The sequence below is a fragment of the Sporosarcina pasadenensis genome (assembly GCF_047228845.1).
GTDB lineage: Bacteria > Bacillota > Bacilli > Bacillales_A > Planococcaceae > Sporosarcina.
This window is the reverse complement of record NZ_JBFEGM010000003.1, coordinates 209,539-228,357: the sequence shown is the minus strand read 5'-3', so window position 1 is coordinate 228,357 and position 18,819 is coordinate 209,539. Positions and strand designations below refer to the sequence as shown.

Here is an 18,819-nt window from a genome sequence, read left to right as displayed (position 1 = left end):
CTTATGCTTCTTGTCCAACTGTTTCGTCTTCGATTCCTAATTCTTCTTTAATCCAATCATAACCGCTCGCTTCAAGCTGTTTCGCAAGCTCTGCTCCGCCGGATTTTACAACTTTGCCTTGCATCATGACATGGACAAAGTCAGGCGTGATGTAGTTGAGGAGGCGTTGGTAGTGAGTGATGATCAGGCATCCGAATCCTTCTCCGCGCATTTCGTTGATTCCGTTGGAAACGACTTTCAATGCATCGATGTCGAGTCCGGAGTCGATTTCGTCGAGCACCGCAAATTTCGGCTTAATCATCATCATCTGAAGGATTTCGTTGCGCTTTTTCTCTCCGCCTGAGAATCCTTCGTTAAGATAACGTGTTGCCATATCTTGATCCATTTCAAGGACTTCCATTTTGCTGTCCAATTCACGGATAAATTTCATAAGGGATATTTCATCGCCTTCTTCACGGCGCGCATTGATTGCTGAGCGCATGAAGTCCGCGTTCGTTACTCCGTTAATTTCACTCGGGTATTGCATCGCAAGGAAAAGTCCTGCCTTCGCGCGCTCATCCACTTCCATCTCAAGGACATCTTCGCCGTCAAGCAAGACAGTTCCGGAAGTGACCTCATATTTTGGGTGGCCCATGATTGCAGATGCAAGTGTCGATTTACCGGTTCCGTTAGGTCCCATGATCGCATGGATCTCACCTGTATTGATTGTTAGGTTGACGCCTTTCAATATTTCCTTACCTTCAATTTCGACGTGAAGGTCTTTGATTTCCAAAGTTGCCATTCCAATACCTCCAATATGATAAAGATGAACGGGGTAAGCCATTCTCTATTTAGTATCATTCTAATTTTAGCTCATTCGGCACGTTGTTGCAAATCATTAAGAATTATTATCGTTTTATGGGGAAAATACGATTATTTCAACGTTTTGCTATATTATTTGCAAGGTAGCCCATTTTCAATTATCCGGCGCTTATTGAGAATCAATGAATATAGTTTTCTTCATTGCCAACAAGCTTTCATAGATAGAACCCGAGATAGAACCCGGATTTTCGCTGCAGGCGGACGCTTTCCGCGGGCACGGCTTCAGCCGCTTCCCTCGCTTCGCTCAGTCCAGGGTCTTCAGCTCGTGCTGGTCCCGCTGGAGTCGCCGCCTTACGCTTCAATCCTAAAATAAATCCTCTTACATTTAACCACAAATAAAAAAGTAGAAGATAGGAAAAACAAGTTCCCTCTTCTACTTTACAAATTAAATATTACTCCGCTTCTACGCCTTTTACTTTTGGAGTTAGGCGGTCTACGATTATGGCTAGTGCACCGTCGCCGGTTACGTTGGTAGCCGTGCCGAAGCTGTCTTGGGCCATGTAGAGCGCGATCATCAATGCGACCATTGATTCATCGAATCCGAGCATTGTGCCGAGTAGGCCAACTGCTGCCATTACGGCTCCTCCTGGAACTCCAGGCGCTGCAATCATTGTTACGCCTAGCATGAGGATGAAAGGCAGATAGCTTGAGAAGCTGAATGACATGCCATTCATGAGCAGGACTCCGATTGAGCAGGATACGAGAGTGATCGTACTGCCGGACAGGTGGATCGTTGCGAATAACGGAACCGTGAAATCTGTTACTTTCTCGGAAGCTCCTGTCTTCTTAGCTTGTCTTAAAGTCACCGGAATCGTAGCAGCCGATGATTGCGTTCCGATTGCTGTCATATAGGCAGGTGCCATCGTTTTCATAAGGAAGAATGGATTCTTCTTAGAAAGCGTTCCGGCAACCGTATATTGAATGACCAACATGACGATATGGAGCGCGATTACCATAACGAATACGAGTGAGAAGACCGACAACACTTTCGCCACTTGCCCGCTGTATGTCATGTTAAGGAATATGCCGAAAATATGGAAAGGTAATAACGGGATGATGACGAACGTTATGACTTTTTCAATTAGGGTATGTAACTCTTCAAAGAACGATAGCATCGTTTTGCTGTTGATCGATGCCATGCCAATACCGAATATGAAAGCGAGCAATAGTGCCGACATGACGCCCATGACAGGAGTCATTTCAAGTTCAAAAAATGTGACAGCCGGGGACTGCCCTGCGTTTTCAACAGATTTAGAGCCGATGTTGCCTACGAAATTAGGCAAAATCGATGTTGCAGCAAAATATGCCAAGATTCCTGCTGCAATCGTAGAAGCATATGCAAGCACAGTAGCCAACCCCAACAATTTTCCAGACCCACTACCAAGTTTCGCTATCCCAGGTGCTATGAATGCAATAATAATAAACGGTACTACAAAGTTTAGAAAACCGCCAAAGATCATGTTGAACGTCGCGAATAACCTGGTGAACCAGTGCGCAAAACCTTCATGTATTTCTGGGAGCAACAGACCTATGCCCACCGCAAGCCCTATAGCGATAATGATTCGCCATATGAGGCCTAACTTCCTTTTCATAAAATGTCCTCCTCAAATGTACAAATGTTTATTAAAACAATAAAACCACTTTACCATAGCAAAGAAAAAATGGGAACACCTTTATGAATTTTTATACTTTATCAGGATAATAAAAAACCGCCTACCTCCGAAAACGGAAGCAGACGGCTTTACTCAATTATTTAACAGGAACGACAGAGCCATTCCATTCATTCAATATGAATTCTTGGATCTCTTCGGATGTCAACACTTCTACAAGCGCTTTGATTGCATCGCTGTTTTCATCACCAGAACGAACCGTAATGACGTTTACGTAGGGTGAATCCGTTTTTTCAATGGCGATTGAATCTTCAAGTGGGTTCAAGCCCGCATCGATTGCATAGTTAGAGTTGATCAAAACAGCATCGCCTTCATTATTATTGTAAAGAGTTGGAAGTAATGCTGCTTCGTAATCCGGCTCAAACTGTAGGTTTTTCGGATTGTCCACAATATCTGAGAGTTCCGCTTTCACTTTATCAACACCCTCAGCAAGTGTGATCAAGCCATTTTCTTCAAGCATTTCAAGAACACGACCATGATCCGAAACCGAGTTGCTCATAAGGACCGTTGCACCGTCAGGCAATTCATCTAATGATTTATATTTCTTCGAATAGACACCCATCGGTTCGATATGGATTCCTCCCGCATTGACAAAGTCGTAGCCGAAATCAGCCATTTGACTTTCCAAGTAAGGGATGGTCTGGAAATAGTTCGCATCCAATAGACCTGATTCTAAGTCTTTGTTCGGTAATATATAGTCCTGGTATGTTTCAATTTCCAAGTCGATGCCTTTTTCCTGCAACAACGGCTTCACTTTTTCCAAAATGACGGCATGTGGTGTATTGGAAGCACCGACTACGAGTTTCGTCTGTTCACCAGAAGCATTCTTGCTGCCCTTCGCCCCATCTTCCTTATCTTTCGTTCCGCATGCTGCCAATGCAAGCACAAGAACCGTCAATAATAATGCCGATAATACCTTTTTCATAAACCCTCTCTCCATTCATAGCTGATTTTTATAATTAACAGGAGACTTTGCAACCCTGTAAATTAACGTTTGTCCAATTTCTTCACTGCGAAATCTCCGATAATCTGTATCGCAAATACAATAATTAAGATAATGACCGTTGCGACAATCATGACATCGGTGCGGCTTCGCTGGAATCCTTCGTAATACGCGAGGTTCCCGAGCCCACCAGCACCAATTACACCTGCCATTGCAGTATAGCCTACGAGCGCAATCGCTGTTACCGTAATACCAGAAATGAGGGCGGGCATCGATTCGGGCAATAAAACTTTAAAGATGATCGTACTTGTTTTTGCACCCATCGATCTTGCGGCCTCGATGACGCCTCTGTCGATTTCACGCAAGCCAATCATAACCATTCGCGCGTAAAACGGTGCAGCTCCGATGACAAGGGCCGGGATTGCAGCTTCCGGACCACGGATCGTTCCAACGATCAACGTTGTAAACGGGATTAATAGAATGATTAATATTATGAAGGGAATAGAACGGAAAATATTGACGAATGCTCCCGTTACACCATATATCAGTTTGTTTGTCCAAAGTTGGCCGGGACTCGATAAGAATAGAAGAACACCTAGAACGAGCCCAAAAATGAATGTATATAAAGTAGAAAGCCCGGTCATATATAATGTTTCAATGGTAGCTACCCACATCTTTTCCCAATCTACATGGGGAAATAAATTTTCAATCATTGCCGATCACCTCTGTCTGTACGCCTAGTTCATGGAGATAGGCAATTGCCTGATCAATATCATTTTCATTGCCGAGAAGCTGTAAAATGAGCGAACCGTAAGCGCCGCCTTTCGTGTGGGAAATATTCCCTTGAACGATATTTACGTCAATGTCATATTTCCGGATCAAGCTCGCAAGCACCGGGTGCTCTGTCCTTTCCCCGACAAAGACGAGTTTGATGAGCGTGCCGCCTGGTATGTGGGCAAGTACCTCTTCGGTTCCTTCCGGTTCCGTCACTTGGGATACGAACCGTTTTGTAATCGGGGCTTGCGGTGATTGGAACACTTCAAGCACAGGACCGAGTTCTACAACTTTCCCTGCCTCCATAACTGCCACACGATGGCAAATTTTCCGGATGACATGCATTTCATGTGTGATCAGTACGATTGTCAAACCTAACCGTTCATTGATATTTGTCAACAGATCAAGGATGGCATCTGTCGTTTCCGGATCGAGCGCTGATGTCGCTTCGTCGCATAGCAACACTTCTGGATCGTTCGCTAACGCCCGAGCAATTCCGACACGTTGCTTTTGACCGCCTGATAGCTCTGATGGATAGGCATTTTCTCTTCCGCTCAGTCCGACGAGCTCGATCAGTTCCGCCACTTTCCGTTCACGCTCCGCTTTCTTCACGCCCGCGATTTCAAGTGGAAAAGCAATATTCTGCTTAACGGTACGGGACCAGAGCAAATTGAAATGTTGGAAGATCATGCTGATCTTTTGGCGGGCTTCCCGTAGCTCTTTGCCTGTAAATGCCGATATTTCACGGTTACCAATTTTGATTGTTCCTGTCGTTGGTGTCTCAAGACCATTCAATAGGCGAATCAATGTACTTTTTCCGGCACCACTATAGCCGATGATACCGAAGATTTCCCCCTCGTCGATACTGAGGGACACATTATCTACCGCCAAGATTTCAGCGTTGGTCGTACCAAAACTTTTTTTGACGTCTTTCAATTGGATCATCATTATCACCTCTACACTATCTTGTCCAAAATAATAGCCTTTCTGCAGATAAGCAGAAAGGCTAAAACGTTATATCGAAATAAACGTCAATCCGATCTCTCATCTCTCAAAGCAAACGCTTTGTGTGACTTGGCACCATTTCACTTTCGTGACGGTTGCCGGGCTTCATAGGGCACTTCCCTCCACCTCTCTCTATAAGAGCGACATATTCAGTTAATGTTAAGTTAATAGATATACTTATATCATGATTATCTGAAGTATGTCAACCTATTTTCTCAAGAAGGTGCGGAATGGAGTGAAATGCGTAAACTTTATGAATCACTTCTCCATCCTTCTGAATTAATAAACAAGGGACGCTTTCGATTTCATAATCGACAGCGAGATCTTCTACATAATTCAAGTCAGCCTTCCCGATAGGCAGCTCCGGCTTCATGGCAGCAATGACTTCCACCATTTTAGAAGCTACCGCACAAGTTCCGCACAACGGAGTATATAAATAAAATATCGATTGACGAGCATCTTCTTTGCTCATTTCCCACTGTTCACGTGTCCAGTTTTCGATATTCGTCACAATTCATCACCTTCATAGTAAAAATTCGGGATGCACATCAAAATTTTCGGAGAGGAGGATAGCTGCAAGCACACGGTATGGAGTCGTTTCAACTTGGCGATATGCCCGTTCGGTATAGAGATGGATGGCTTCAGGATAATCCCTCTTGAATAAAGTCCGGATCTTCTCTCCGGATTCATCGGCATCCATAAAAACGTACATCTCACAATCCTCATAAGGCATAAGCATCTCTTCGATGCGGTACGGACTGACTGTCCCATTCGTACAAATGATTTCAACCGGTTCCGAAAGCACCTTTTGCAACCTTTTCCGGTCCGATCCACCTTCGACGATTATGACTTTTTGATATTCTACTTGCACATTCCCACACCTCCGTAAAAAAGACCTTACCTTGGAAGTTTACCCACATACCGAGAGATTATCGTTTCCTATCCATTGAAAAAAGCGCCGGAGTCAAAGATCCAGGCGCCACTTAATTATTTATTCGCCGACAGTCATTTTGTCATAGTCTTCAGCTGACATAAGTGCATCGAGTTCTGATGCGTCTGATGCTTCTACAACGATCATCCAAGCACCTTCAAACGGAGATTCGTTCACTAGCTCAGGGCTGTCTTCCAATTCTTCGTTCACTTCGACAACTTTACCGCTGATTGGAGCATACAATTCAGATACAGTTTTCACCGATTCAACACTGCCGAATGGCTCGCCAGTCTTCACTTCATCTCCAACTTGTGGTAATTCGACGAAAACGATATCGCCAAGTTCGGATTGTGCAAAATGAGTAATACCAATACGATACTTTCCACTTTCATCCTTTACCCATTCGTGTTCTTCTGAATAACGCAAGTCTTTAGGTGTGTTCATCCCGTACCCCTCCATAAGTATACATTTAGTCACTTCAGTATTAATTTTGACATATTCCGATGGTAAAGACAAGAAAGTATATTAAGCTCCCCACACTTCTTCAAACTGGTCTTCCTTGAAGCCGACAGTCACTTTCGAGCCATCTGTTACAAGCGGTCGTTTCATAAGCATGCCGTCTGTAGCTAGCAACGCCACTTTTTCGTCATCCGTCATTCCTGGAAGCTTGTCCTTCAAGTTCAATTCACGGTATTTCATCCCGCTCACATTGAAGAATTTTTTAATATCAAGTCCGGAGTTACTAATCATTTGTTGAAGTTCCTCTTTCGTCGGTGGATTTTCAACGATGTGGACGTCTTCGAACTCCAACCCATTGTTCTCCAACCACTTTTTCGCCTTCCTGCAAGTCCCACATTTTGGATATCCATAGTAAGTCATCGCCATTTTGCAACACCTCCATTTTCTCCAAGTATAACAGAGAAACCGCCCAGGATAAAAACCAGGGCGGTGTGCCTATTAGACTACGTATTTTTCGGCGTCGATTAATTTGGCGGATGCTTCGCGTTTTTTCGCGATGATGTTGTATGGATTTGAACGCGTCAATTTGCGTAATGCAGAGAGCATCATGCGTTGGTTATCCCCTTCGACAGATGCAAGAAGTGTTTCCTTCGCATCCTTTTCAATTGCCTCGAAAGCTTCTTGACAGAAGATTTCCGTGTAAAGGATCTTTTGCTTCTCCTTCTCTTCCCCGTTTTTAGCAATCGCTTTCTCCGTACGGAGCAAAGCGGATTCCATTGCAAAGATGTTATTTGCGATATCGGCGATGTTCACAAGAACTTCCTGCTCTGCTTCAAGCTTTGTGCCGAAACGTTGAGCGGCCATTCCCGCTGCAAGCAAACCGATTTTCTTCGCATTTTTCACAAGTACTTTTTCTTGTGCTAGCGCTTCGTCTCCGATTTCTTCCGGCATCATCATGAGCAGCTCTTCCTGTAAGCTTTGTGCCTGTTCAAGCAAAGGCAATTCGCCTTTCATCGCTTTTTTCAAGAACGTGCCTGGCACGATCAGACGGTTGATTTCATTTGTTCCTTCGAAGATACGGTTAATGCGGGAATCGCGGTAAGCGCGCTCCACTTCATACTCTTGCATGAAACCGTAACCGCCATGCAATTGAACAGCTTCGTCGACTACGTAATCAAGCACTTCGGAACCGACAACTTTGTTGATCGAGCATTCGATTGCATATTCTGCAATGGAAGCCGCAACCGCTTTGCCGTCTTTTTGCTCTTCTGGAGTCATTTGGCTGTTGCGTTCTTCAAAGTAACCTACTGTACGGTAGATCAAGCTTTCCGTCGCATAAATCTTCGAAGCCATCGTCGCAAGTTTTTCTTTTGTCAGGTTGAATGAAGAGATCGGTGTTTTGAACTGTTGGCGCTGATTCGCATACGTAACCGCCAATTCAAAAGCACGTTTGGAACCTCCGACTGTACCTACACCCAATTTATAGCGTCCGATGTTTAAGATGTTAAATGCGATGACATGCCCTCTGCCGATTTCACCTAGCAGATTTTCTACCGGTACTTGAGCATCTTCAAGAATGAGTGTGCGTGTAGAAGACGATTTGATGCCCATCTTCTTCTCTTCCGCTCCGACAGATACGCCCGGGAATTCCCTTTCAACGATGAATGCCGTGAATTTATCGCCATCCACTTTCGCATAAACGACGAATACGTCTGCGAATCCTGCGTTCGTGATCCATTGCTTTTCGCCGTTCAACACATAGTGAGTGCCTGCTTCGTTCAGCTTCGCAGTTGTCTTAGCGCCGAGTGCATCCGATCCGGAGCCTGGTTCAGTCAATGCGTAAGCGGAAATTTTATCCCCCGATACGGAGTTCGGCAAGTACTTTTTCTTCTGTTCTTCATTACCGAAAAGGACGATCGGCAATGTCCCGATTCCGACGTGTGCGCCGTGAGTGATGGAGAAGCCGCCCGCAACGGACATTTTTTCTGCGATCAACGCGGATGAAATCTTATCGAGGCCGAGACCGTCGTATTCTTCAGGTACGTCCGCGCCGAGGAGGCCAAGATCCCCTGCAGATTTTAGTAGTTTGACAGAGTGCTCGAATTCATGGTTTTCCAAGTTTTCTACAACTGGAAGGACTTCGTTTTTCACATAGTCCTCTGTCGTTTTTGCGATCATTTTTTGCTCATCTGAAAAATCTTCCGGTGTAAATACACGTGATGCGTCGATATCCTCGATGAGGAATGCCCCTCCGCGGATGAAATCTTTTGTTGTTGTTTCAGTCATTATAATTCCTCCCTTAAAATGTTAATAAAATTTCCTATATTACGGATTTCCGCTACAGGCGGACGCTTTCCGCCGGCATGGCTTCAGTCTCCTCACTACGCTTCGCTTCGTTGCGGGGTCTTCAGCTCATGCTATTCCGGCAGGAGCCGCCGCCCTTCGCTTCAATCCTAAGTGACTACTTTATAATCCTCAAAGTCCTCCGCAAACACGCATAAATCACTGGAATCACGCATAAATGGATTCAAAGACGCATAATCCGCTGGAAAGACTCATAACTCCACGCAAATACGCATAAAAGCCCTAATTGCTCATAAAACACGTCTTACAACAGTTCAAATACCCCAGCTGCGCCCATTCCGCCGCCGATGCACATTGTGACGACGCCGAATTGCTTGCCTTGGCGTCTAAGTTCATTCATCAACCGAAGTGTCAGGACAGATCCAGTTGCGCCGAGCGGGTGGCCTAGGGCGATAGCTCCACCGTTGACATTCACTTTATCCATATCCAAGCCTAAGTGGCGGATTACTTGCAGTGACTGGGATGCGAATGCTTCGTTCAATTCCCATAAGTCGATGTCTTCGATTGAAAGTCCTGCAAGCTTCAATGCTTTCGGAACAGCTTCAATCGGGCCGATGCCCATCACTTCCGGGGGCACGCCTCCAACGGCGAATGAACGGAATTTCGCAATTGGCTTCAAGCCTTTCCCTTCAGCGATTTCACGGTCCATCAAGAGGACGGATGCAGCGCCATCGGACGTTTGAGATGCATTTCCGGCAGTGACGGATCCTTTCACCGAGAATGCCGGGCGTAATTTCGCCAACACTTCCATCGTTGTGCCGGTCCGCACACCTTCATCCATTTCAAATCGGACTGTTTTTTCCTGATATTTGCCTTTTTCATCGACAAAGCGCTTCACTACTTCCACAGGGACGATTTCATCTACTAACTTCCCTTCAGCAATCGCTGCTGCCGCTTTTTCATGGGAACGAACTGCAAATGCATCTTGGTCTTCCCGGCTGACGCCGTATTTCACTGCCACTTGCTCGGCTGTATGACCCATTCCCATATAGTACTGGGGTGCCGTTTCAGCCAATTTGAAGTTCGGCCTGATCGTATTTCCCATCATCGGTACCATGCTCATCGATTCAACGCCGCCAGCGATGATCGCTTCGGACTGGCCGAGCATGATCCGCTCCGCCCCATAAGCGATCGATTGGAGGCCGGACGAACAGAACCGGTTGACCGTAATCGCCGGCGTTGTATCAGGCAATCCTGCAAGCGCCCCGATATTGCGGGCGACGTTCATGCCTTGCTCCGCTTCCGGCATTGCACATCCAATAATTAAGTCATCTATTGGTCCATCGTATCCATTTGCCCGTTTCAAAGTTTCTTTAATTGTCAATGCTCCCAGATCATCCGGGCGCACAGTTGCCAGAGAGCCACGGCCCGCTTTTCCGACCGGCGTCCTTGCACCTGCTACAATTACTGCTTCACGCATTCGACTTCCTCCTTTTGCTATCTATGCAGATCAGTTGCGCAGCGGCTTCCCTTTCAGAAGCATATGCTGCATCCGCTGTTGCGATTTCGGTTCTTGGACTAGACTCAAAAATGCTTCCCGTTCAAGGTCCAACATGTATTGTTCATCGACAAGAGTTCCATAAGGCACTTTTCCGCCTGACAAAACAAATGCGAGCTTTTTCGCTATTTTCAAATCGTGTTCACTAATATAGCCTGACAGGTACATACCTTCTGCGCCGAGTAGCAATGTTGCATATCCAGAATCTCCTGTCACCGGAATCTTCTCTTTCTTTGGCGGTGTATAGCCAGCTTCATACAATGCCAATGCAGCCTGCTTAGCGTCATAAATCAAGTGATCCGGGTTGACGCTTATGCCGTCCGCGAAGTCGAGGAAGTTGTTCTCCTTCGCCTCTTCAGCAGATGTCGACACTTTTGCCATCGCAATCGTTTCGAACACTTTATTCGCAACGTATTGGTAATCGACGTGCACGCCGTTCGGCAAACCTTTCAGATGCTTCGTATACAAGTTGACGTTGCCAGCCCCACCAGGAATCAAGCCGACACCGACTTCGACCAGTCCGATATACGTTTCCATCGAAGCTTGGATATGTGCAGCCGGCAAGCAAACTTCCGCCCCGCCGCCGAGCGTCATTTGGAATGGCGCCGCAACGACCGGCTTCCGGCAATACTTAATTTTCATCATCGCATTTTGGAATGAACGGATTGTGTAATCAAGTTCAAAAATATTGTCATCCTGCGCTTCCATCAAGATCATGGCAAGATTCGCACCGACACAGAAGTTCTTCCCTTGGTTCCCGATAACAAGGCCTTTATAATTCTTTTCCACTTCATCAATCGCAAAGTTGATCATTTGGATAATGTCCAAACCGATTGCATTTGATTGGGAATGGAATTCCAAAAGGCCGATGCCGTCTCCAAGATCAATTAAGCTTGCTCCGGAATTTTTCTTGATGACACCGTGCTTTTTCTTGTACAGCTTCAAATCGATCGCTTTTTCATTGACAGTGACCGGCTTGTAGCCTTCTCCGTCATAGAAATAGACGTCTCCGTCTTCTTCTTTGTAGAACGTTTCGAACCCGTTCTCGAGCATTTGTTGCACGAATGCAGGGATCTCTTCATTTTCCTCTTTCATCTTCTCAACCGATTTGGCAACACCGATTGCATCCCAAATTTCGAAAGGTCCTTGCTGCCAGCCGAAGCCCCATTTCATCGCGTTGTCGATTGCGACGATATCGTCTGCAATTTCACCCGTCAACTCAGCAGAATAACGCAGTGTCGGCGAAAGGATGCTCCAAAGGATTTCTCCTGTGCGGTCATTTGCGTACACGAGTGTTTTCACTTTATTCGCCAGGCCTTTTTGCTGCTTCGCCATTTCAATTGAAGGCGTTTTCAATTTCTTCGTCGGGCCATATTCGAATGTTACAGGATCAAGTTCAAGGATCTCTTTACCTTCCTTCAAGTAGAATCCTTGTTTCGACTTAGCACCTAACCATCCATTGTCGACCATTTTCTTCATGAAAGCCGGAAGTTCGAACACTTTTTGCTCTTCGCCTTCCGTCTTGTCATACGCGTTTTTCGCAACGTGCATGAATGTGTCCAGTCCGACGACATCCAATGTACGGAAAGTGGCTGATTTCGGCCGACCGATCAATGTTCCTGTCACTGAGTCGACTTCTCCGATCGAATAGCCCCTCTTCTCCATTTCGCGAAGCGTTATGAGAAGACCGTAAGTTCCAATCCGATTTGCAATGAAATTCGGCGTGTCTTTCGCAACGACAACACCCTTCCCTAAACGATCCTCTCCAAACTTCAACATAAATGAGAGAACTTCCGGATCCGTCTTTTTCGTCGGGATTACCTCAAGTAGCTTCAAATAACGCGGTGGATTAAAGAAGTGCGTGCCAAGGAAATGCTTTTGGAAGTCTTCTGAACGCCCTTCAGCCATCGCCTCAATGCTGATCCCCGATGTATTGGAGCTGACAATTGTACCCGGTTTCCGGACTGCATCTATTTTTTCATACAAACTTTTTTTAATGTCCAAGTTCTCGACGATGACTTCGATGATCCAGTCAACATCTTTTAATTTTTCCAAGTCGTCCTCAAAATTGCCGACTTCAATAAGTGATAAATTCTGTTTAGAAGCCAATGGCGCCGGCTTCTGCTTCAAAAGCTTCTCCACAGCTGTCGCCGCAAACTTATTGCGGACTTGCGGGTGCTCTACTGTTAGGCCCTTTGCTTCTTCCTGTTCTGTCAGCTTGTTTGGAACGATGTCCAGCAGAAGGACAGGAATGCCGATATTGGCGAGATGGGCTGCAATGCCAGATCCCATTACACCTGAACCTAATACTGCCGCTTTCTTAATTTGATATGCCACGTTGCAATGCCTCCTTTTTTCTTTTGAATGAACACTCATTCATTTTACGAGTAAAAAAAATAGAAACAGTCTCTATATCTATTAGTCTAAATCATTCTCTTCTTTTTCGCAATATTGAAATGTATTTTTCCCTTTTTTCGTTTTGGGCATTTTATTACCTTGATTGAGGAAAAGAAGGTAAACTACTTAGTAAAGGAGTGTGTTCAAGATGAAATCAATCACAACAGTAGAAGAATTCAACAAGGTCATCAACAGCGACAACAAATCGCTTATCAAATTCCAGGCGGGATGGTGCCCTGATTGCACACGCATGGATATGTTCATCGATCCGATCGTAAAAGAATATGATATGTATACATGGTATGACGTGGATCGTGATGTGTTGCCTGAAATTGCGGAGAAATATGAAGTAATGGGAATCCCAAGCTTGCTTATTTTCCAAAATGGAGAAAAGAAGGCGCACTTACATAGCGCTAATGCAAAAACACCAGATCAGGTGACAGACTTTCTTGAAACTGTGAAATCATAACGTAAACTAGTGGAGGGGGCAACCGATGAGGCCTCCTCCACTTTTATTCTGCCTCTTTTCGTACTGTTATCGTATAATGAAAGAAAAACACATATGCTGAGGTGCCAAATGGATTACGTTAAAGAGATAGAGAAATATAAAGAAAGAATTGCCTTTCTGGAGAAAACGATTAAAAATTTATCCGTTCCGATCATCTCGACGCTTGTCGATGATACTATTCTCGTGCCGATTGTAGGCTATACGGGGTCTGAACGGTTTGAGCTGATCCGCACAGTTGTATTGGAGTATCTAGACAAACACCGGAGCGTAAATTGTGTCGTTTTCGATTTTACTGCAGCTGATTTGAATGCAAAGGAAATACATGAATATGACTCACTCGCACTTGAACTGAAAACGTTGAACACTACGTTGAAGCTGATGGATGTCCGTCCGATTTCAGTCGGCTTCAATCCGTTGATTGTCAGAAAGATCATTGCAGCTGGCGTCCAAATGGAATTTGAATCGTATGTCAATTTCAGGACGGCACTTAAAACCCTCCTGAAAGAAAAAAAGATTACGTTGTAATTTTGTTAGCGGAGGGTTGTGCGAATGAAAAATGTGGAAGGTTTTCAAGGCAAATCACAGTACGATGATGAAATCGACAAGCATTTCCAGCCTTCCGCATGCGGCCCGGTCACTGCTTTCACGATTCTCCGACATCATCTGCACGATTCGGGTATGCAAGTGAATGATCTTTATCGTATGCTCGGAGGGACTCGAATCGGCTTGTTCAAATGGCGCTTCATCCGCAATCTACGTAAAGTGCTCGGTTCGGGATGGCAAGTTGAAGAGTGTCAGATCGAGGATGTGAAGGAAGAAATCAATGAAGGTCGGCCTGTTGCGGCGAAGTTTGATAAATGGTTTACGTTCCATTGGTTCGGCGATTTTGCTTTTGATTATCATTGGGTACCGGTCATCGGTTACAAAGAATCCGAAAGCGGACTCATTTTACTCGTCCACGATAATGGAGGAAGGAACCGGGATAGCCGTATCCGTGAAATTGCCTATGAACCTAACCGGTCCATCCTCTCATTCATAAAAATCACAAAAACCACTGCCGACAAGTAAGCAGTGGTTTTTTCATATATTCAAATCCGCATAAATCCCTCTAAATGCGCATATTTCCTCGAAAAAGTCCATAAACGATTCTACATACGCATAAACTCTCCCGAATACGCATAAACGCTTTCAAAAGCTCATAAAATGGATAACTCACGCATAACCGCCCGCAATTAAGCAATCAACTCTGGAAATAATGAATTCAGCTGTCTGACGATCATGGAATACCCTTTTTCCTCTAACTGTCCTCTCGCTTCATTATAATCCGGAAGGCTCAATTGTTCGAGAGGTTCATTGAATTCAAGCTCGCAATGAATTTGCGCGAGTTTTTTGGAAAGGAGCAGCATCTCCATATCCGTTTCGATTTTCTTCCTCATTCCTGGGGCAAGATCCTCAATTGACTCGATGACGCTTTCGACCGTCCCGTATTCTTTCACGAGTTTCAACGCTGTTTTCGGACCGATTCCTTTTACGCCGGGATAGCCATCGCTCGTATCTCCCGTAAACGCCTTCACTTCAACGAATCGCTCTGGCGCAATCTCGTATTCTTCAACAAACCGTTCTTCTGAATAAATATCGTATACGTTATATCCTTTTTTCATGAAAGCGATGCGCACACCTGGACGCAGCAACTGTAAAAGATCCTTGTCGCCGGTCACAATCGTAATGTCCGCCTTGCCCTCCCATTCACAGACGAGCGAGCCGATCAAATCGTCGGCCTCCATTCCAGGGATACCGTAATTCTTCCATCCGATCAGCTCGGACACTTCCCGCGTCATATCAAATTGCGGCACTAATTCGGGTGCAGGAGCCGGGCGGTTCGCTTTATACCCGTCGAAAAGGTCATTCCTGAACGTATGCGCGCCCATATCCCAACAGACCGCCATATGGGTAGGGTTGAAAATGGAAGCTGCAGTCAATGCATGGCGGGCAAATCCTTGAACGCCATTTGTCGGAACTCCTTCATCGTTCGGGAAGAAATGCCCCATCGCCGACGTTGCAAAAAACGATCTGAATAATAGGGCCATGCCGTCAACTAGCAAAATATGTGGTTTATTTTCCATTAAATAGTCCTCCTCATTACTTTCTCACTTACACGTACTCTCTCCAATACTCCAATGATAACAAACTTTACATCTTGATTGAAGATAACCTGTTGATTTGATTGATTGGGAAGTATTTCTGAGGAGCATTTTGTTTTGGGCGCGGGAACGTTCACTTTGGATGTGAGAAGCCTCGCTTTGGGCGAAGGGGCCTCAACTTTGGACGTAGGAGCCTCGACTTTGGGCGTGGGAGCCTCAACTTTGGGCGTGGGAGCCTCATCTTTGGGCGCGGGAGCACCGACTTTGGGCGCGGGAACATCGACTTTGGGCGCGGGAGCCTCATCTTTGGGCGCGGGAACCTCGACTTTTTGGGCGCGGGAACCTCGACTTTGGGCGCGGGAACCTCGACTTTGGGCGCAGGAACCTCGACTTTGGGCGCAGGAACCTCGACTTTGGGCGCGGGAACCCCGACTTTGGGCGCGGGAACATCGACTTCGGGCGCGGGAACCCCGACTTTGGGCGCAGGAACATCGACTTCGGGCGCGGGAACATCGACTTTGGGCGCGGGAGCTTCGGCTTTGGGCGCGGGAACCCCGACTTTGGGCGCAGGAACATCGACTTTGGGCGCGGGAACATCGACTTTGGGCGCGGGAGCTTCGGCTTTGGGCGCGGGAACATCGACTTTGGGCGCGGAAGCCCAGACTTTGAGCGCGGAAGCATCGACTTTGAGCGCGGGATGCCTCGCTTTGGGCGCGGAAGCACCGACTTTGGGCGCGGGAACCCCGACTTTGGGCGCGGGAACCTCGACTTTGGGCGCGGGAACCCCGACTTTGGGCGCGGGAACGCTCGCTTTGGACGTCGGCCATGTTTTTGAATGAAAAAGAGGCAGCCGCAGAATTTCAGTCTTTCAACTGGCTTGCCGCGCCCCCCTCTATTCATTATCTATTCAAGTAGTTTGCAATCTTCTCAATATCCGGTCCGAAAATCCGGTCTTCCGTAATAGGCGCAACGACTTGAAGAAGTCCTTCCAATTTCTCGTGCGTCTTCGGTGCCATTTTTTCGACGCCTCGGAACATGCAGCCGGTCATCGCGCATAACGCTTCGATGGCAATGACATTTCTAGCATTCTTAATAATTTGCTGTGCATGCCTTGAACCGATCGTCCCCATCGACACATGATCCTCTTGGTTGCCGGAGGACGGAATAGAGTCGACGGACGCGGGATGCGCCAATGTTTTATTTTCCGAAACGAGGCTTGCTGCGGAGTATTGCAAGATCATTGCTCCTGATTGCAGTCCCGGTTGTGGGCTAAGGAATGGCGGCAGTCCTTCATTCAATTGCGGATTGACGAGCCGCTCGATGCGTCGCTCGGAAATATTCGCAAGTTCGGCGATACCGATTTTCAAAAAATCCATTGCGAAGGCGATCGGCTGCCCATGGAAATTCCCTCCGGATACAACAACATCCCCGTCTTCGAAAATAAGCGGATTGTCCGTCGCTGCATTCATCTCAATCTCCAGTTTTTCCTTTACGTAAGAAAGTACTTGCCAGCTTGCTCCATGGACTTGCGGGATGCAACGGATCGAATAGGCGTCTTGAACGCGCTTCTTCCCTTGTGTTGTCGTCAATTGGCTATCCTCCAGCCAATTCAACATTCTCGCAGCGACATCGACTTGCTCCTTGTAACCGCGCGCTTCGTGAATTGCTGGATGAAAAGCATCCGTAATTCCATGCAAAGCTTCCATTGTCATTGAGGCAATCCACTCACTGCTGTACGCAAGCTTTTCCGCCTCCAAATAATTGACAACACCTTGGGCGGTCATCGCCTGCGTGCCGTTAATCAACGCCAGCCCTTCCTTCGCTTCAAGGACAATCGGCTCCATCCCGAATTCCCTCCAAACTTGCTCCGCAGGAATATGCCCGCCATCACGCCAAACGAATCCTTCCCCTAACAGCACTAATGCCAAATGGGAAAGCGGTGCAAGGTCACCCGATGCGCCAAGTGATCCTTGCTGTGGGATGACCGGGTGAATTCCGTTATTCACCATGAACGCAAATCGTTCTAACACTTCAACCCGGATGCCCGAAAAGCCTTTGAGGAGCGCATTCAACCGTAGGACGACCATAGCACGCGAAACAGTTGCAGAAAAAGGTTCTCCTACTCCGCATGCATGCGAACGGATCAAGTGCAATTGCAATGCCTTCGTATCCTTTTCGTCAATTTTCACGTCGCTGAATTTGCCAAATCCGGTATTGATGCCATACACGGTCTTGTCATTCTCGACGATCCGATCAACCGCTTCCCTACTCTTTTGCACGCATTCCAATGCACCGGCATTCAACACGACCTGTTTCCCTCTATATAAAATCCCTTCCATCTGCTCGAGTGTAAGAGAATTTCCCGTCAATTCAATCATCCAAACCACCCTTTCGGCTATAGAAAATCGTTTTCTTACTGTCCATCGTACACGAGACTGATGGAATTTTGGTGATTTTTACGAAAATTTGTTCTATAGTAATGCGATGTTGTTTTAGTGTGATGATGCAGTGAAAAAAGTTTCCCTAACCCAAGAGTCCAACCCATTTCTCTCTTTGTTACATAAGATAGGAGGAATCGCGTGAAGGGAGAGACATGATGACGAATAATTACGACGATGAACAGTGGTACCCGCAGTTGCCGGAAGGATATACAGGGGAGGATCATGGAATGCAACAAGGGATGGACGGGTGGATGCCCGGCGTAGGCATGCCGAGCTACGGGATGAATGACTACATGACAGGCATGGCTATGCCTGATTTCGACATGAACTATGGAGGTTACACAGCTCAGAGGCCTGGATCTCCAGGATTTCCAGGTGGAGGATTTCCAGGTGGTGGATTCCCGGGCCAAGGACCGGGGTTCCCAGGCGGAGGTTTTCCAGGTGGAGGATTCCCTGGGGGTGGGTTTCCGGGTGGCGGATTCCCAGGGCAAGGCGGCCAACAAGTGCCAACTTCCCCTCCGCCGAACTACACACCGTCCTATCCAGGTGGTAATCAACCACAGCTATTCGCAGTAGACCCGGGTGCCATTAGAGGGTGCTTGTTTAGGTATACGTTTGTATGGACATCGAGACGGAACGGATTCTGGTACTTCCCTACATTCGTTGGCCGCACTTCTGTTGCAGGATACCGATGGAGACCAAACCGACGCAGATGGGAATTTTTCGGAATCGACTTGAACCGAATTGAGCAGTTTACTTGTTTTTGAGTAAGTAAAAATAGACCGACTCCATTGAGCCGGTCTGGATTGTAGACAAAAAGCGTTTTC

Annotated in this window: 20 protein-coding genes and 1 riboswitch; of the genes, 5 read left to right on the top strand and 15 right to left on the bottom strand. The window is 46.5% G+C overall.

What is annotated here, in order from left to right; translation table 11 throughout:
* Position 1: 1 nt before the first annotated feature.
* The 13 genes from sufC to AB1K89_RS06480 form a co-directional block, all read right to left on the bottom strand.
* A complete protein-coding gene (gene sufC, locus AB1K89_RS06540) occupies positions 2–781 on the bottom strand; it encodes a Fe-S cluster assembly ATPase SufC (RefSeq protein ID WP_413053962.1) in 780 nt (259 codons plus the stop codon).
* 235 nt (positions 782–1,016) lie between these two features.
* Positions 1,017–1,163 (bottom strand): hypothetical protein, encoded by a 147-nt coding sequence (locus AB1K89_RS06535; protein ID WP_413053961.1) that lies wholly within the window; start codon positions 1,161–1,163, stop codon positions 1,017–1,019.
* 90 nt (positions 1,164–1,253) lie between these two features.
* Complete coding sequence (locus AB1K89_RS06530) at positions 1,254–2,453, bottom strand: dicarboxylate/amino acid:cation symporter (RefSeq protein WP_413053960.1); 1,200 nt, start codon at positions 2,451–2,453, stop codon at positions 1,254–1,256.
* A 157-nt stretch (positions 2,454–2,610) separates the two neighbouring features.
* Positions 2,611–3,456 (bottom strand): MetQ/NlpA family ABC transporter substrate-binding protein, encoded by an 846-nt coding sequence (locus AB1K89_RS06525; protein ID WP_413053959.1) that lies wholly within the window; start codon positions 3,454–3,456, stop codon positions 2,611–2,613.
* Between the two features lie 62 nt (positions 3,457–3,518).
* The gene (locus AB1K89_RS06520) at positions 3,519–4,187 is read right to left on the bottom strand and encodes a methionine ABC transporter permease (RefSeq protein WP_252503955.1); all 669 of its coding nucleotides are present in this window, start codon (positions 4,185–4,187) and stop codon (positions 3,519–3,521) included.
* Positions 4,180–5,193: a methionine ABC transporter ATP-binding protein gene (locus AB1K89_RS06515; protein WP_413053958.1), complete on the bottom strand. Its 1,014-nt coding sequence runs from the start codon at positions 5,191–5,193 to the stop codon at positions 4,180–4,182. The genes AB1K89_RS06520 and AB1K89_RS06515 overlap by 8 nt, the downstream gene beginning before the upstream one ends.
* Positions 5,194–5,289: 96 nt before the next feature.
* Positions 5,290–5,394: riboswitch (SAM riboswitch) on the bottom strand.
* A gap of 61 nt (positions 5,395–5,455) precedes the next feature.
* Positions 5,456–5,764, bottom strand: a complete 309-nt coding sequence (locus AB1K89_RS06510; protein WP_413053957.1) for a thioredoxin family protein — start codon at positions 5,762–5,764, stop codon at positions 5,456–5,458.
* Positions 5,765–5,776: 12 nt separating this feature from the next.
* Positions 5,777–6,124 (bottom strand): toprim domain-containing protein, encoded by a 348-nt coding sequence (locus tag AB1K89_RS06505; RefSeq protein ID WP_413053956.1) that lies wholly within the window; start codon positions 6,122–6,124, stop codon positions 5,777–5,779.
* Positions 6,125–6,244: 120 nt separating this feature from the next.
* Positions 6,245–6,628 carry a glycine cleavage system protein GcvH gene (gcvH, locus tag AB1K89_RS06500; protein WP_413053955.1) on the bottom strand — a complete coding sequence of 128 codons (384 nt, stop codon included), beginning with the start codon at positions 6,626–6,628 and terminating at the stop codon, positions 6,245–6,247.
* Positions 6,629–6,709: 81 nt separating this feature from the next.
* Positions 6,710–7,069 (bottom strand): arsenate reductase family protein, encoded by a 360-nt coding sequence (locus AB1K89_RS06495; RefSeq protein WP_413053954.1) that lies wholly within the window; start codon positions 7,067–7,069, stop codon positions 6,710–6,712.
* A 72-nt stretch (positions 7,070–7,141) separates the two neighbouring features.
* Positions 7,142–8,929: an acyl-CoA dehydrogenase FadE gene (locus tag AB1K89_RS06490; RefSeq protein ID WP_413053953.1), complete on the bottom strand. Its 1,788-nt coding sequence runs from the start codon at positions 8,927–8,929 to the stop codon at positions 7,142–7,144.
* Positions 8,930–9,251: 322 nt separating this feature from the next.
* Positions 9,252–10,427, bottom strand: coding sequence for an acetyl-CoA C-acetyltransferase (locus tag AB1K89_RS06485; protein ID WP_413053952.1), 1,176 nt, complete (start codon positions 10,425–10,427; stop codon positions 9,252–9,254).
* Between the two features lie 30 nt (positions 10,428–10,457).
* Complete coding sequence (locus AB1K89_RS06480; protein ID WP_413053951.1) at positions 10,458–12,842, bottom strand: 3-hydroxyacyl-CoA dehydrogenase/enoyl-CoA hydratase family protein; 2,385 nt, start codon at positions 12,840–12,842, stop codon at positions 10,458–10,460.
* A gap of 208 nt (positions 12,843–13,050) precedes the next feature.
* Here AB1K89_RS06480 and AB1K89_RS06475 point away from each other — a divergent pair, with 208 nt between their 5' ends.
* The 3 genes from AB1K89_RS06475 to AB1K89_RS06465 all read left to right on the top strand — a co-directional run bounded on the left by AB1K89_RS06475 (position 13,051) and on the right by AB1K89_RS06465 (position 14,478).
* Entirely contained in the window at positions 13,051–13,371 is a 321-nt protein-coding gene (locus AB1K89_RS06475) for a thioredoxin family protein (protein WP_252503963.1), read from the top strand.
* A 108-nt stretch (positions 13,372–13,479) separates the two neighbouring features.
* Positions 13,480–13,935, top strand: a complete 456-nt coding sequence (locus AB1K89_RS06470) for an STAS domain-containing protein (protein WP_413053950.1) — start codon at positions 13,480–13,482, stop codon at positions 13,933–13,935.
* Positions 13,936–13,959: 24 nt separating this feature from the next.
* Positions 13,960–14,478 carry a cysteine peptidase family C39 domain-containing protein gene (locus AB1K89_RS06465; protein ID WP_413053949.1) on the top strand — a complete coding sequence of 173 codons (519 nt, stop codon included), beginning with the start codon at positions 13,960–13,962 and terminating at the stop codon, positions 14,476–14,478.
* 164 nt (positions 14,479–14,642) lie between these two features.
* Here the strand turns inward: AB1K89_RS06465 and AB1K89_RS06460 are convergent, their stop codons facing one another.
* Positions 14,643–15,533 (bottom strand): 5'-3' exonuclease, encoded by an 891-nt coding sequence (locus AB1K89_RS06460; protein ID WP_413053948.1) that lies wholly within the window; start codon positions 15,531–15,533, stop codon positions 14,643–14,645.
* Positions 15,534–15,880: 347 nt separating this feature from the next.
* On the opposite strand from AB1K89_RS06460, the gene AB1K89_RS06455 reads away from it, so the two are divergent.
* Positions 15,881–16,390 (top strand): hypothetical protein, encoded by a 510-nt coding sequence (locus tag AB1K89_RS06455; protein ID WP_413053947.1) that lies wholly within the window; start codon positions 15,881–15,883, stop codon positions 16,388–16,390.
* A 60-nt stretch (positions 16,391–16,450) separates the two neighbouring features.
* Here the strand turns inward: AB1K89_RS06455 and hutH are convergent, their stop codons facing one another.
* The gene (gene hutH / locus AB1K89_RS06450; protein ID WP_413053946.1) at positions 16,451–17,929 is read right to left on the bottom strand and encodes a histidine ammonia-lyase; all 1,479 of its coding nucleotides are present in this window, start codon (positions 17,927–17,929) and stop codon (positions 16,451–16,453) included.
* 218 nt (positions 17,930–18,147) lie between these two features.
* Here hutH and AB1K89_RS06445 point away from each other — a divergent pair, with 218 nt between their 5' ends.
* Positions 18,148–18,759: a hypothetical protein gene (locus AB1K89_RS06445; RefSeq protein ID WP_413053945.1), complete on the top strand. Its 612-nt coding sequence runs from the start codon at positions 18,148–18,150 to the stop codon at positions 18,757–18,759.
* The last annotated feature ends 60 nt before the right edge of the window (positions 18,760–18,819 follow it).